Source organism: Parasphingomonas zepuensis, assembly GCF_036663735.1.
GTDB lineage: Bacteria > Pseudomonadota > Alphaproteobacteria > Sphingomonadales > Sphingomonadaceae > Sphingomonas.
This window is the reverse complement of sequence record NZ_JAXOJO010000004.1, coordinates 23,212-36,372: the sequence shown is the minus strand read 5'-3', so window position 1 is coordinate 36,372 and position 13,161 is coordinate 23,212. Positions and strand designations below refer to the sequence as shown.

Here is a 13,161-nt window from a genome sequence, read left to right as displayed (position 1 = left end):
CGCCCCCGGCTTTTTTTGGGAAGGACCCCATGGTTCACCGTATCCGTAATGTGGTGATCGTCGGCGGTGGCACCGCCGGATGGCTTACTGCCGGCATCATCGCGGCGCGTCATCGCGGTCGCATGCCGCAAAATTTTACCGTCACCCTGGTGGAATCCCCCAACATACCGATCATCGGCGTTGGCGAGGGCACCTGGCCCACGCTGCGCTCCACCCTGAAAAAGATCGGCGTGTCGGAAACCGATTTCTTTCGCGAATGCGATGCTTCCTTCAAGCAGGGTGCAAAGTTTGCGCGCTGGACTACGGGCGCCGACGACGACGCCTATTATCACCCGCTCATGCTGCCGCAGGGCTTTGTCCAGCTTAATCTCGTCCCGCACTGGCTGACCGCGGACGATGGATCGAGCTTTTGCGACACCGTCTGCCCGCAAGGAAAGATCTGCGACGACGGCCTGGCGCCCAAGACGATCACTACCCCGGAATATGATGGCTCGGCCAACTACGCCTATCATCTGGATGCAGGAAAGTTCGCGCCCTTCCTTCAACGCCATTGTTGCGAAAAACTCGGCGTCCGTCATGTGCTCGCCGACGTACAATCGGTGAAGCTTGCAGAAAACGGCGATATCGAGAGCATCGTGACGGCGCAGGCCGGCGAGATCGAAGGGGATCTGTTCGTCGACTGCACCGGCTTCAGATCGCTGTTACTCGGGGAAACCCTCGGCGTGCCCTTTCGGGACTGTAGCGATGTGCTTTTTTGCGACACGGCGCTTGCCGTGCAGGTTCCTTATGAAAGTGAAACCAGCCCGATCGCGTCGCATACGATTTCGACTGCTCAGTCCGCCGGATGGATTTGGGATATCGGCCTGCCGACGCGTCGCGGCACCGGCCATGTATTTTCGAGCCGCCACATCAGCGACGAACAGGCGGAACGGGAGCTGCGCGCCTATCTTGGGCCGGCGGCGGACGGCCTTTCCGTGCGCAAGATTTCGATCCGGTCGGGGCACCGCGAAATCTTCTGGAAACGCAATTGCGTCGCGGTCGGCCTCGCTGCGGGATTCCTCGAGCCGCTTGAGGCATCCGCGATCGTACTCGTCGAGCTTTCGGCCAAGCTGATTGCCGAACAGATGCCCGTATGCCGCGAGGTGATGGACATTGTCGCGTCCCGGTTCAACGCCACCACCTCGTATCGCTGGGGCCGGATCATCGAGTTCCTGAAGCTGCATTACGTGCTGACCAAGCGCACGGATTCGGCTTTCTGGCGCGATAACGTGCTGCCCGAGACCATCCCGGAAAGGCTGCAGGAACTGCTGATGCTCTGGCGGTATCAGCCCCCCTGGCTGCACGACGAATTCGACCGCATCGAAGAAGTCTTTCCGGCGGCCAGCTATCAATATGTCCTGTATGGGATGGGTTTCAGGACGGAGATTCAGCCGGACGCGGTGTTTGACGACCGGAGGACCGCCGAGCGGGCGACGCGCGAAAACAAAGTGCATATTGAGCGGCTGCTCGAACGCCTGCCGGGACATCGCGACCTGATCAGAAAGATCGTGGAGCACGGCCTGCAAAAAATATGACGAGATCAGCCTAATACGTCACGATCGTTCGCCGGTCTCGAGGTGTACCGCCAGAGCGGACATGAGGCGCCTCGCCACCCCTGTAGCCAAGGACGTCGACGGCGGGAGGTGCGCATGCCGCCCGGATGTGCTCCATAGCCCCGTTACGGAACGGTAGGACGGTGGATGCGCTTCAAGGGACTGGACCTGAACCTGATCATCGCGCTTGATGTGCTGCTCGACGAGCGAAGCGTCTCGGCTGCCGCCGATCGTATGAATCTCACGCAACCGGCGCTCAGCGCGGCCCTGTCCCGGCTCAGGCGCTTCTTCGGTGACGAGCTGCTGATTTCCGTCGGCCGCCGCATGATCCCGACCCCGCTTGCCGAGGAACTGCGCCCGCTCACCAAGCAGTTGATGCACGATGCCTCGCTGTTCATAAACACGTCGAGCAGCTTCGATCCCGCCACCTCCAAGCGCCGCTTCGGGATCGGCACCTCGGATTACATCATCACCGTTCTTCTGGCCCCTTTGCTTGCACGACTGGAAACCGTCGCGCCCCAGGTGCAGCTCGATGTGTTTCCCACGGGTCCGGAAATCCACGAACGGCTCGATCGTGGGGATATCGATCTGGTGATCGGTCCCGAACCGTTCCTGTCGCCTGGTTCGCCCAGTGAATTGCTGTTCGAGGAACGCCACGTCGTGGTTGGCTGGAGCGGAAATCCGGCGATGCACGCGCCGCTCACCGTGGAGCGTTTTTTCGAACTGGGGCATGTCGCGGTGCGGATCGGACTGGATCGTGAACTGTCGTTCGCCGAACGTCATCTCGAAGCGTTTTCGAGCCGCCGACGCATCGAGGTAACGACGACGGCCTTTTCCTCGACCCCTCGCTTGCTTGTCGGCACGAGCCGGATCGCCGTGCTGCAGGAACGACTGGCAATGACTTTCGTCGGATCCTTGCCACTCCATGTCCAGTCGCTGCCGTTCGAGCTCCCGCTGCTGAAGGAGCTCGTGCAGTTCCACCCTACCCGGGGTGGGGACGCTGGTATCCGCTGGTTGATCGGCATGCTGCGGGAAGTGGCTGGAACGGCTGCCACATCTATCAATAAAAGTGATGCTAAACGATCAGAACAATAAACTTCTGAGCCCACTTCCTTTCCCCTAGACACCGTCCGGACACAGAGATGGAGTGGAGAGAATGCCTCGAAGTCGCGCGGAGTGCTGCAGTTGACACGGGTCCTCGTGATTGGCGGCGGAATCGGCGGCCTCACCGCGGCGATCGCGCTGCGCCAGCGCGGGTTCGCCGTCGATGTGATCGAGCGCGATCCCGACTGGTCGGTGTACGGCGTCGGCATCATCCAGCAGGCGAACGTGATCCGCGCGGTCGCGCAACTGGGAATTCTCGACGATTATCTCGACGCCGGCTGCGCCTTCGACCGGGTCGATATCTATATCCCTACCGGGCAGAAGGTCGCGAGCGTTCCGACGCCCAAACTGGTCGACGATTATCCCGCGAACATCGGCATCGGCCGTCCCGCACTGCACCGCGTACTGGGCGATCGTACCCGTTCGCTGGGAGCAACGGTCAGGCTGGGGGTCACCGCCACGTCTCTGGACGATGACGGCAGCGGCGTGAACGTCGTTTTTTCCGACGAGGTGCAGGATCGGTACGACGTCGTGGTTGCGGCCGACGGTTTATATTCCGAAACGCGGGCACAGCTTTTCCCCGATGCGCCACAGCCGCGTTTCGCTGGCCAGGGCGTCTGGCGCTACAATTTCCCGCGCATCGATCAGGACAGCAGCATCGCGGTGTTCGAAGGGCCGACCGGCGTCGGCCTGGTGCCGACCTCGCCGACCCAGATGTACATGTACGTGACCACCCCTGAGCCCGGAAATCCACGCTATCCGCGTGAAGGCATAGCAGCGGTGATGCGCGGCAAGTTGCGCGGCGTCCCTGCCCCACAGATCCAGGCGCTGGCCGATCAGATCACCGATGACGACGGCGTCGTCTACAAGCCGCTGGAAACGCTGTTTCTCGAAGGTGCCTGGCATCGCGGCCGCATCACGCTGCTCGGCGACGCGGTGCACGCCTCGACCCCGCATCTGGGGCAAGGGGCCGGGATGGCGATCGAGGATAGCCTGGTGCTGGCCGAGGAGCTCGAGCGCAACAGCGATCCGGAAGAGGCGCTCGTCGCCTTCCGGGAACGCCGCATCGATCGTTGCCGGTACATCGTGGAATCCTCCGCGGCGATTTGCGCGGCGCAGGTCGAGGGACGGCACGTCGACCAGGCGGCCGCGACCGCGGGCATGTTCGAAATAGTAGCGCGGCCGATCTGACGGCCCTGGAGAGACGATGATGGCTCGAGTTAACGAAATCCGCTACGTCGGATACGGCGTTTCCGATCTGGCGGCGGAGCGGGAATTCTATCGCGACGTATGGCGCCTGCGCGAAGTGGGCACCCATGACGACATGGTCTATTTCGCCTGCGAAGGACATGACGAGCATCATGTCGTTCGCCTGCGCGCCGCCGAGCAGCAGCGGATCGACGTGATCGCGCTGGCGGCGGCTGACCGCGACGACGTGAACGCCCTCCACGAAAAGGTCACCGGCGCCGGCTGCCGCATCATCTTCGCGCCGCGAGAGCTTGACGGACCGGGCGGTGGCTATGGTTTTCGCTTCTTCTCGCCGGACGGTCTGCCGTTCGAGGTGTCGAGCGATGTCGCCCGCGGCCCCTCCCGCGACCTGATGCGCTGGGAAGGCGTGCCGCAGAAGATCAGCCACATCGTGCTGCATTCGCCCGATCACAAGGCGATGGTCCAGTTCTTCGTCGATGTCCTGGGCTTCCGCGTATCGGACTGGCTGGGCGAGTTCATGTGCTTCCTGCGGTGCAATTCGGTCCACCACCGGCTGGCCGTCCTGCCCGGGCCGCCCTGCCTCAACCACGTTGCGTACGACATGCTCTCGGTCGATGACATGATGCGCGGCATCAGCCGGCTCAAACAGCATGGGACGGACATCCGCTGGGGCCCTGGCCGGCATACGGCCGGCAACAACACGTTCAGCTATTTCACGACGCCCGGTGGCTTCGCCGTTGAGTACACGTCCGAGGTCGAAGAAGTCGATTTCGACGCGCACGAGGCGAAAGTGCATGATCCCGGTCCGAAGATCATGGATCAATGGGGTATCGGCGTGGGCGGCCCGCAGACGATGCCGCATCCGCATGCCGATGCCGGCCTGTTCGTTCCGGCGGTTGCCTGATCCATGGCGCTGTTCGAATATTTCCCGAACTATATCTGGAATCTCAGCGTCGCGATCGCGCTCGAGAGCGGGGGACGCATCGGCGAGATCGTCGATATGTGCCAGCCGATCCGTGATGCGGCCGCCAATGGCGACGATGTCGGCACGCCGGCATTCATGCGCGAATGGGCGAAGATGGCGGACAAGCTCGTCGAACTGGCGGGCGAAGACGAAGCCAGGGGACGCCTGTTCTCGGCCGGCGACAAACTGAAGCGCGCCGCCCTGTATTTCGGCGTTGCCGAACGCATGCAGGCCCATGGCTCGCCCGGCCGTACCGAAACCTATGCCAAGGCGCTCGATGCCTTTGCCACCGGCACAAGGATGGCGAAGGACAATGTCGAACGGGTGACGATCCCCTATGAAGGCGCCGAACTGTCGGCGCTGCTTACCCGCGCCGAGGGCGTCGACGGCCCTGCCCCGCTGGTAATCTACTGCAACGGGCTGGATAGCACCAAGGAGCTGCTATATTTCTCCTGGCTGCCGACCGCGCTGGCCAAGCGCGGCATTTCCACGCTGAGCGTCGATCAGCCCGGCACCGGTGAGGCGATCCGGCTGCACGACCTTCCCGTTACGCACGAAGCCGAACGTTGGGCGTCGAAATGGGTGGACTGGGCCGAGGTCCAGCCGTTCGTCGATCCCGCACGGCTCGGCATGACCGGCATCTCGCTCGGCGGATATTTCGCGCCACGCGCGGTGGCGTTCGAACCGCGCTTCGCCGCTGGCGCGGTATGGGGCGCCAATCACAATTGGGCCGAGGTGCAGCACAAAAGGCTGAAGCGCGAGGGCGAAAACCCGGTTCCCCACTATTGGGGGCACGTGCACTGGGTGTTCGGCGCCGATGGAATGGACGACTTCCTGGAAAAGTCGCGCGGCATGACGCTGGACGGGGTGATGCAGCGTATTCGCGTCCCGTTCCTCGTCACGCATGGCGAGAAAGACCGGCAGATCGCGCCCGATTATGCGCACCAGGCCTATGATCAGCTGACCGCCAGCTCCGACCGCGAGCTGAAGATCTTCACCGCTCGTGAAGGCGGCGTCGAGCATGTCGGGGCCGACAATATGAGCTATGGCCGGGACTATATCGCTGACTGGTTTGCGGAGAAGCTCGGCGGGCATACCGCATGAGCCGCAATGCAATCGTGCTGCGCGAGACACTGGTCAGCGCCGTAATCAACGTCGCGATCAGCATCGCTTTCTTCTTCGCCGTCTTCGGGCTGGCTACGCCGATCGATGGCGCCAGTTTCGGCCGCGATTTCCTGCCCCAGGCGTTCATGGTGGCGTTGATGGGCACCTTGATCCCGAGCCTTCTGGTCAGGCGGGGCAGCGGCACCGCGATCACGCCCGTAGTGCTGCGATCGCTCCTTCTCGCTGTGGCGTCCTTGGCGCTCGCCGGCGGCGGCGCGTGGCTGTTTTTCTCCGGCAGCGAAGCCATCGAACCATATGCAGGCCTTGCCATGAAGATCATTTTCGCAGCGGTCTTGTCTGCGATCGTCACCCCCATCGCGATTCACCAGACGCTCGTCGCGCCCGTCCGGAGGGCCCAATGAGCCGCCGCTTCGTCGACCTGTCGATTACGCTCGACAACGAGACCATCACCGATCCGCCGTTCATGCGGCCGAAGATCACCTATCAGACGCATCTCGAGACCGTCGCCGAGATGCACCCCTTCTTCCCCGGCCTAACCGCCGAGCAATTGCCGGGCGGCCTGGGTTTCGGCGCGGCCGAGACGGTTACGCTGACCACGCACAATGGGACGCATCTCGATGCACCCTGGCATTATCATCCGACGATGGATGGTGGCGCGCGCGCGATCACGATCGACGAAGTGCCGCTCGACTGGTGCTTTCGCCCGGGCGTGAAGCTGGATTTCCGGGGGTTCGACGACGGATATGTGGCGACCGCCGCCGACGTCGAGGCCGAGCTCAAGCGCATCGGCCACGATCTTCAGCCGCTGGACATCGTGCTGGTGAACACCCGTGCCGGCGCCGCGCTCGGCAATCCCGATTTCGTGAATATCGGTTGCGGCATGGGGTATGAGGCGACGATGTACCTCACCTCGCTCGGTGTTCGCGTAACCGGAACCGATGCCTGGAGCTGGGACGCGCCGTTCAGCTACACCGCCAGGCGGGTGGCGGAAACGGGCGATACCTCCCTGATCTGGGAAGGCCACAAGGCCGGGCGGGACGTGGGGTACTGTCATCTCGAGAAGCTGCACAATCTGGAGGCGCTCCCATCCAACGGGTTCACGATCAGTTGCTTCCCGCATAAGATCAAGGGCGCGTCGGCCGGCTGGACCCGCGCCGTTGCCATTTTCGACGACTGAACGCCGACCCCAGGAGACCCGAGATGATGTTCGCTACGATGCGCGATGGAAGCGCTGACGGCCGGCTGGTTATCGTTTCAACCGATCACGCGCGCTTCGTACCGGGCCCGACCTCAACGCTCCAGCAACTGCTCGAGCAATGGGACGAGCACCGCGTCGCCATCGATGCGGCCTCCCGGGATCTTGCCGCCGGGAACGGCGAGGTGCTCGACGTCGAACACCTGCTCGCCCCGCTGCCGCGCGCCTGGCAGTGGCTCGACGGGTCGGCTTTTCCGAGCCACGGTGCACTGATGCAGCGCGCATTCCGTATGCCGCCGATCGAGACCGATCTGCCGCTAATGTATCAGGGAATGTCGCATCAGTTCTTCGGCCCGTACGAGGATGTGCCGTTCCCCACCGAAGCCGACGGCATCGATTTCGAAGGCGAGTTCGGCATCATCACCGATGCAGTGCCGATGGGCATCTCGGCCGCCGATGCGCTGGCGCATATCCGGCTGGTGGTTCAGATCAACGATTGGTCGCTGCGCACGCTCGCGCCGATGGAGATGAAGACCGGGTTCGGCTGGATCCAGGCCAAGCCGGCGTGCAGCGTCGCCCCGATCGCGGTTACGCCGGAGACTCTCGGCGCAGCCTGGCAGGACGGGCGTGTGTGCGTGCCGCTCGAAGTGACATGGAACGGCGAAGCGTTCGGCCGTCCGGACGGTCGCGAAATGGCGTTCGGTTTTCATGATCTGATTGCGCATGCCGCGCGCAGCCGGTCGCTGCCTGCCGGAACGATCATCGGATCCGGTACTGTGTCGAACGAAGATCACGGCGCCGTCGGTTCCACCTGCGTGGCGGAGCGTCGCGGCATCGAGACGATCGAGCACGGCGCCCCGCGGACCAGCTTCCTGCACTTCGGCGACCGCGTCCGCATGGAGGCGCGCGGCGCGGACGGGGAACCGTTGTTCGGCGCGCTCGATCAGCGAGTCGTGCAGGGATAGGAATTCGCGGTGCGGGTGATCGTCACTGGCGCTGGCGGCTTTCTAGGCCGCCATGTGGTCGCGCTGCTGTCGCGCGACCATGATATCGTCGCGACCGACATCACGCCGGGCCCGGACCACTCTGCGATCACCGGCGATCTGTGCGATCCGGACCTGCTCGAACGGCTGTTCGCAAAAAGCTGCCACGCTGTCATTCACCTGGCAAGCCTGCCCGGCGGTGCTTGCGAAACCGATCCCGCCAAGGGGTGGCAGGTCAACATCGAGGCGACGCGGTCTCTGGCGGCCGCCGCCATCCAGCACGGCGTGCACCGCTTCATCTACGCCAGCAGCATCGCCGTGTTCGGCGATGTCGGCCGCTGGACTGATGTCGATGACCAGACGCCGGTCCAGCCGACCCTACAGTACGGCGCGCACAAGGCGATGATGGAGGTGTGGCTCGCGACGCTGGGCCGGCGCGGCGCCCTGCAGCCGCTGGCCCTTCGTTTGCCGGGCCTGGTGGCCCGGCCGGGGCAGGGTCTCGGTCTGAAGTCGGCTTTCCTCAGCGATGTGTTCCATGCGGGGCTCGCCCAGCGGCCGATACGATTGCCGGTTTCGGATGCGGCGACCATGTGGCTGATGTCCGGGCAATGCGCAGCCGATAATCTGGCGCGCGCGCTGCTGCTTCCGGCGACGGGCATGCCCTGCAACGGCGCGCTCACCCTCCCGGCGCTGCGGGTGCGGATGTCGGAGCTGGTCGCTGCCATCGCCCGCCATACCGGCCATGCGCCGCAGGTGGACTACGCCCCGGATCCATTGATCGAACGTGACTTCGGCGCTTACCCGCCGCTTCGGACACCCGATTCGTCGATGCTTGGCTTCGCGCATGACGGCGACCTCGACCGGCTCGTCGGCGCCGCAATGGAGGGCCTGATATGAGCCAGTCGTTTCGACGCGTGGTCACCGGACATGATTCAACTGGTCGGGCGGTCGTGATCAGCGACGACAGCTTGACCCCTGAACGGATTCCATCCGGCGACGCTGCGTTCGCCCTGATATGGACCAGCGACGTGCTGCCCGCCGACAACAACGACGATGTCGACGGGCGAACCCGGCCCACCGGCCTGACGCTTCATGGCGGCTCGGTGCTCCGGATCGTCGACATGCTCCCGGGCGGCGTCTCGCCGATGCACCGCTCGAACAGCCTCGATTATGGTCTGGTGCTGTCAGGTGAGGTGGAGTTGGAGCTCGATGACGGCCTCGTAACGCGGTTGGGGCCGGGCGACATCATCGTCCAGCGCGGCACGATCCACGCATGGCGCAACCCGTCAGCCGATCGAACCACGCGTCTTCTGTTCGTCCTGACCGAGGCCCTGCCCCGGCTGGTCGACGGACAGCCGCTGCCGGAAGTTCACGCCGGGCGGGACTGAGTGCGGGGCAGCCGCAGGAACAGGACGATCGCCACCATCAGCCCGCCCGCCGTCACCAGCAGCGGCGCGCCGTAGCCACCAGTCCGATCAGCCAGAGCGCCGACCCATAACGGGCTGAGGCCGGCCATCAGCATGAAGCTGGCATATTGCACCGCATAGAGCCGCCCATAATTCGCCATGCCGAAATAGCGCGCGGTGAGAAACCCGATCAGATCCGCCTCCGACCCCATTGCGGTGCCTAGCGCGATGGCGCCGAGCCACGCGAGAGCCGCCCCCTGCCAGGCAAGGGCGACACAGCCGAGCGCGCATAATGCGCAGCACACGGCGGCGATGCGGGGCGCATCTACCCGATCGGCCAGCCAGCCGACGACGACCCGGCTGACGATCACCGATGCCCCGATAACCCCCGCGAGCGCGCCCGCGGTCCGCGCGTCCATCCCGGCCTCCCGCAGCATCGGAACGAAATGCGGGAGCAGTCCGGCAAAGGCGAGCGCCATGGTACCGAACGAAAGCAGCAGCAGGATAAAGGTCGGAGAACGCATTTCCGTGCCGGCAGTCGTCGTCCCGGCGCTGGGCGCCGCAGTTCGGCCGGTGGGAAGGGAGAGCGCCGGCACGATCCCGACCAGCGCGATCGCCGAGAGCACGAGATAGCCTGTCTGCCACCCGCTCGCCGCCACGACGCCGGCGAGCACGGGCGGCACGATCATCGCGGCGACCCCGATGCCCAATTGCGTGAAGCCGAGCGCGAGGCCGCGCGAACGCTCGAACCTCGCATTCACCGCGCGCGTATAGGCGACCGGCGTCGAGCAGGCGGCGAAGAAACCGATCGCCGCCATCGCCGCCATATAGGCCGGCACTGACAATACGATCGTGCCGAGCGCGAAAAAACCGGCGGACAGGGAAAGCGACCCGAACAGCGCCGGCCAGCGCGGCCCGAAGCGGTCCACCATCCAGCCGACCAGCGGCAGGGCGAGCGCGAGGGTGACGGTCGACAGGAAGAACGCGCCGCCGAGCGCGGTCCGGCTAAGCCCGATCGCGCCGTTCAGGTCCTTCGCAAAGATGCCGGCCGTGTAGGTCAGCAAGCCTGCGATGCCGAGCCCGACACCCGCCGCCGCCGCCAGCACCGTTGGCCAGCCGCGACGGAACTCATTGGGCTTGTCCGTCAAAAGTGGAACCCGACACGGGCGCCATAGGTGCGCGGCGGCCGCAACGTCAGGAGCGTGCTGTTGACGATCGGCCGGGTCAGGCCGCCCGCATACACCGTGCTATCCTCGACATTGTTGACGAAGCCAGTGAGCGACCAGCGGTTATCGGGAGCGTTCAGCGTCAGATACAGATCGGACGTCATCGACCCGTCGCGGCGCTGGTAATCGAGATAATCGAGGTTGAGCCAGCTCGACGTCTCGATCCGGCTGCGCGCACCCGCCGTCAGGTTATAACCGCCGCCCAGCGTGAAGCGATGCTCGTAGCTGAGATTGATCGTGAACTCGGGCGAATTGACGCCCGGCTTGCCCGAACAATCGACCACGAACAGCCGGATCGGCGGGGTGGCGGTCCGCGTATCGTTGCTCACCGCGCAGGAGGTGACCAGCGGCGCGCCGCTGGTCGAGATCGCGTTGTAGACCAGGCTCTGATATCTCGAGTTCAGATACTGGACGGTGGCGCCGAATGTGTCTTCCCGGGTCGGCTGGAACAACAATTCCGCTTCGCCGCCATACATCCGCGCACGCCCGGCATTCACGGTCACGCCGGCCTGGGCAAAGTTGCCGGGTGTCGCTTCGATCGGCCCGACATAGCTGATCTGCTGATCGCGATACTCCCAGTAGAACGCCTCCAGGTTCAGCTGAACCGTGTTGTTGAAGAAGCGGTTCTTGGCGCCAACCGTATAGGCGGTGAGCGTCTCGGGATCATAGGTGTTGCGCCCCACCGAAGGGTAGAAGCCGCCTGCCTTGAAGCCAGTCGAGACGTTGGCGTACACGAGCGAGCGCGGCGCGACATCCCATTCGATCCCGGCTTTCCAGGTGAACTTGCCGAAGCTCAAATCGCCGCTGATCGGCACGAATGGGGGATTGGGCACGAAGAAGCTTGTGTTGCGCGTCGATCCGGTGAGCTTCTTATCCTCCTGGGTGTAACGTCCCCCAGCCACGACCCGGAAGCTGTCTGCGATCGCGTAGGTTAGCTGGCCGAACGCTGCCTTGCTCTCCGTCTTCAGGCGCGGAAGATATTCGGTGTTGGCCAAAAGCCCCTGATTGTAATTGTTGTAGCCGTCCTGCTGCTCGTAGAAATAGAAGGCACCCAGCACATAGCTCAACGGGCCCTGGTTCTTCGATGTGAGGCGCACCTCAGCGGACATTTGGTCGTTGGTCTCGGTGAAACGCCCCGGAAAGCCCGGCGCATAGGTCAGGATATCCGGCTCGCTCTTGCGATACGCCAGGATCGTCGTGAGATCGGCGAAGCCCATGTCGCCGTTGGCGGTGACCGATGCGCCCCAGAATGTGCTGTCCTGGAAACCATCCTGCCGCGGCACGGTGACGATATTGCGGATCGTATCCGCCGGCAGGCTGGAGAAGGGCGGAATGAAGCGGAACTGATTATAGGTCAGCTGCTGCAGGATAGAGGTGATGCGCGGATCGGCCGCGCCGATGCGCTCGCTCGGATTCGGCGCGTTCGGCGTAACTGGCGTCGGGACCAGAACCGCACCGATCCCTTTGCCGCCCTGATGGGTATAGTCGCCCGAGAACAGCATGGAGAAGCGGTCGCTCGGCTCGATGAGCAAAGTCGCGCGGACGGCCTGGACCTTTTCGTCGTCATACCCATCCGACAGATAACCTTTGCGGTCGACGACCTGACCGGCAACGCGGAGCGCCGCGTTGGTGCCGATCGGGATATTGACGCCGGCCTGCACCTTGAACGCGTTGTAATTTCCATATTCGGCGACCAGATCGGCCCCATATTCGCCAAGCTTAGGCCGGCGGGGAATGAGGTTGATGGCGCCGCCGGTGGCATTACGGCCGTAGAGCGTTCCCTGCGGGCCCTTGAGGACCTCGATCCGGTCCAGGTCGAAGAAAGTGCCCGCGGGCGCGGTCGGCCGCGCGTAGAACACGCCGCCGACGGAGAAGGCCACGGCATTTTCCTGGAACGAATTGATGGCTGTCGCGCCCACGCCGCGAATGAAGAAGCTGGAGGAAATGCCGACCGGCTGAACGGTCAGCGCCGGGATCAGCTTGGTCAGCTGCGACGGATCGGTGACGCCCGCGTTGATGAGGGTGTCGCCCGTCACCGCGCTCGCGGCGATCGCGGCGCGCTGCAGCGACTCCGTGCGGCGCTGCGCCGTCACGACGATGTCCTGAAGCCCCTCATTGGCCTGCTCCTGCGCGGATTCGTCCGTCCCAGGGGCAGGAGCGGTTGACTGCGCCGGCTCGGCATCGGCCGCGTGCGATTGCGCCTGTGCGCCGGTGGCCCAAACCAGGGTCGCTGCCGCGACGCCGCAGAGATACTGCTTACGCATAGATCCTCCCAAATGTTCTTTTCGGGTGGCGATCTAGCAAGCCGCAATTATAAAGAAAAATCGATATTAATGATGGGATATCATCAATCCTAT

The 13,161-nt window shown here is 64.1% G+C and carries 12 protein-coding genes; 10 read left to right on the top strand and 2 right to left on the bottom strand.

Going from position 1 to position 13,161, the window contains the following annotated elements; all coding sequences use genetic code 11:
• The first annotated feature begins 29 nt into the window (after nucleotides 1-29).
• The 10 genes from U1769_RS15330 (at nucleotide 30) to U1769_RS15285 (ending at nucleotide 9,560) form a co-directional block, all read left to right on the top strand.
• Nucleotides 30-1,574, top strand: coding sequence for a tryptophan halogenase family protein (locus U1769_RS15330; RefSeq protein WP_332717695.1), 1,545 nt, complete (start codon nucleotides 30-32; stop codon nucleotides 1,572-1,574).
• A 165-nt stretch (nucleotides 1,575-1,739) separates the two neighbouring features.
• A complete protein-coding gene (locus U1769_RS15325; RefSeq protein ID WP_332717692.1) occupies nucleotides 1,740-2,687 on the top strand; it encodes a LysR family transcriptional regulator in 948 nt (315 codons plus the stop codon).
• Nucleotides 2,688-2,771: 84 nt separating this feature from the next.
• Nucleotides 2,772-3,887: an FAD-dependent oxidoreductase gene (locus U1769_RS15320; protein WP_332718717.1), complete on the top strand. Its 1,116-nt coding sequence runs from the start codon at nucleotides 2,772-2,774 to the stop codon at nucleotides 3,885-3,887.
• A 19-nt stretch (nucleotides 3,888-3,906) separates the two neighbouring features.
• Nucleotides 3,907-4,809: a VOC family protein gene (locus U1769_RS15315; RefSeq protein WP_332718715.1), complete on the top strand. Its 903-nt coding sequence runs from the start codon at nucleotides 3,907-3,909 to the stop codon at nucleotides 4,807-4,809.
• A 3-nt stretch (nucleotides 4,810-4,812) separates the two neighbouring features.
• Nucleotides 4,813-5,973, top strand: a complete 1,161-nt coding sequence (locus U1769_RS15310; RefSeq protein ID WP_332717690.1) for an alpha/beta hydrolase family protein — start codon at nucleotides 4,813-4,815, stop codon at nucleotides 5,971-5,973.
• 14 nt (nucleotides 5,974-5,987) lie between these two features.
• Nucleotides 5,988-6,395 carry a hypothetical protein gene (locus U1769_RS15305; protein ID WP_332717688.1) on the top strand — a complete coding sequence of 136 codons (408 nt, stop codon included), beginning with the start codon at nucleotides 5,988-5,990 and terminating at the stop codon, nucleotides 6,393-6,395.
• A complete protein-coding gene (locus U1769_RS15300) occupies nucleotides 6,392-7,171 on the top strand; it encodes a cyclase family protein (RefSeq protein ID WP_332717686.1) in 780 nt (259 codons plus the stop codon). The genes U1769_RS15305 and U1769_RS15300 overlap by 4 nt, the downstream gene beginning before the upstream one ends.
• A gap of 23 nt (nucleotides 7,172-7,194) precedes the next feature.
• The gene (locus tag U1769_RS15295; RefSeq protein ID WP_332717684.1) at nucleotides 7,195-8,154 is read left to right on the top strand and encodes a fumarylacetoacetate hydrolase family protein; all 960 of its coding nucleotides are present in this window, start codon (nucleotides 7,195-7,197) and stop codon (nucleotides 8,152-8,154) included.
• A gap of 9 nt (nucleotides 8,155-8,163) precedes the next feature.
• Nucleotides 8,164-9,069: an NAD-dependent epimerase/dehydratase family protein gene (locus tag U1769_RS15290; protein WP_332717682.1), complete on the top strand. Its 906-nt coding sequence runs from the start codon at nucleotides 8,164-8,166 to the stop codon at nucleotides 9,067-9,069.
• A complete protein-coding gene (locus U1769_RS15285; protein WP_332717681.1) occupies nucleotides 9,066-9,560 on the top strand; it encodes a cupin domain-containing protein in 495 nt (164 codons plus the stop codon). The genes U1769_RS15290 and U1769_RS15285 overlap by 4 nt, the downstream gene beginning before the upstream one ends.
• On the opposite strand, the gene U1769_RS15280 is transcribed toward U1769_RS15285, so the two are convergent.
• Both U1769_RS15280 and U1769_RS15275 read right to left on the bottom strand, forming a co-directional pair.
• Entirely contained in the window at nucleotides 9,542-10,726 is a 1,185-nt protein-coding gene (locus tag U1769_RS15280) for an MFS transporter (protein ID WP_332717679.1), read from the bottom strand. The two genes, U1769_RS15285 and U1769_RS15280, sit on opposite strands and share 19 nt — an antisense overlap.
• Entirely contained in the window at nucleotides 10,723-13,068 is a 2,346-nt protein-coding gene (locus U1769_RS15275) for a TonB-dependent receptor (protein ID WP_332717677.1), read from the bottom strand. The genes U1769_RS15280 and U1769_RS15275 overlap by 4 nt, the downstream gene beginning before the upstream one ends.
• Nucleotides 13,069-13,161 lie beyond the last annotated feature (93 nt).

Coding starts and splice junctions, on each gene's coding strand:
- U1769_RS15330 (WP_332717695.1), top strand. CDS start 30: ATGGTTCACCGTATCCGTAATGTGGTGATCGTCGGCGGTGGCACCGCC.
- U1769_RS15295 (WP_332717684.1), top strand. CDS start 7,195: ATGATGTTCGCTACGATGCGCGATGGAAGCGCTGACGGCCGGCTGGTT.
- U1769_RS15325 (WP_332717692.1), top strand. CDS start 1,740: ATGCGCTTCAAGGGACTGGACCTGAACCTGATCATCGCGCTTGATGTG.
- U1769_RS15275 (WP_332717677.1), bottom strand. CDS start 13,068: ATGCGTAAGCAGTATCTCTGCGGCGTCGCGGCAGCGACCCTGGTTTGG.
- U1769_RS15310 (WP_332717690.1), top strand. CDS start 4,813: ATGGCGCTGTTCGAATATTTCCCGAACTATATCTGGAATCTCAGCGTC.
- U1769_RS15285 (WP_332717681.1), top strand. CDS start 9,066: ATGAGCCAGTCGTTTCGACGCGTGGTCACCGGACATGATTCAACTGGT.
- U1769_RS15315 (WP_332718715.1), top strand. CDS start 3,907: ATGGCTCGAGTTAACGAAATCCGCTACGTCGGATACGGCGTTTCCGAT.
- U1769_RS15300 (WP_332717686.1), top strand. CDS start 6,392: ATGAGCCGCCGCTTCGTCGACCTGTCGATTACGCTCGACAACGAGACC.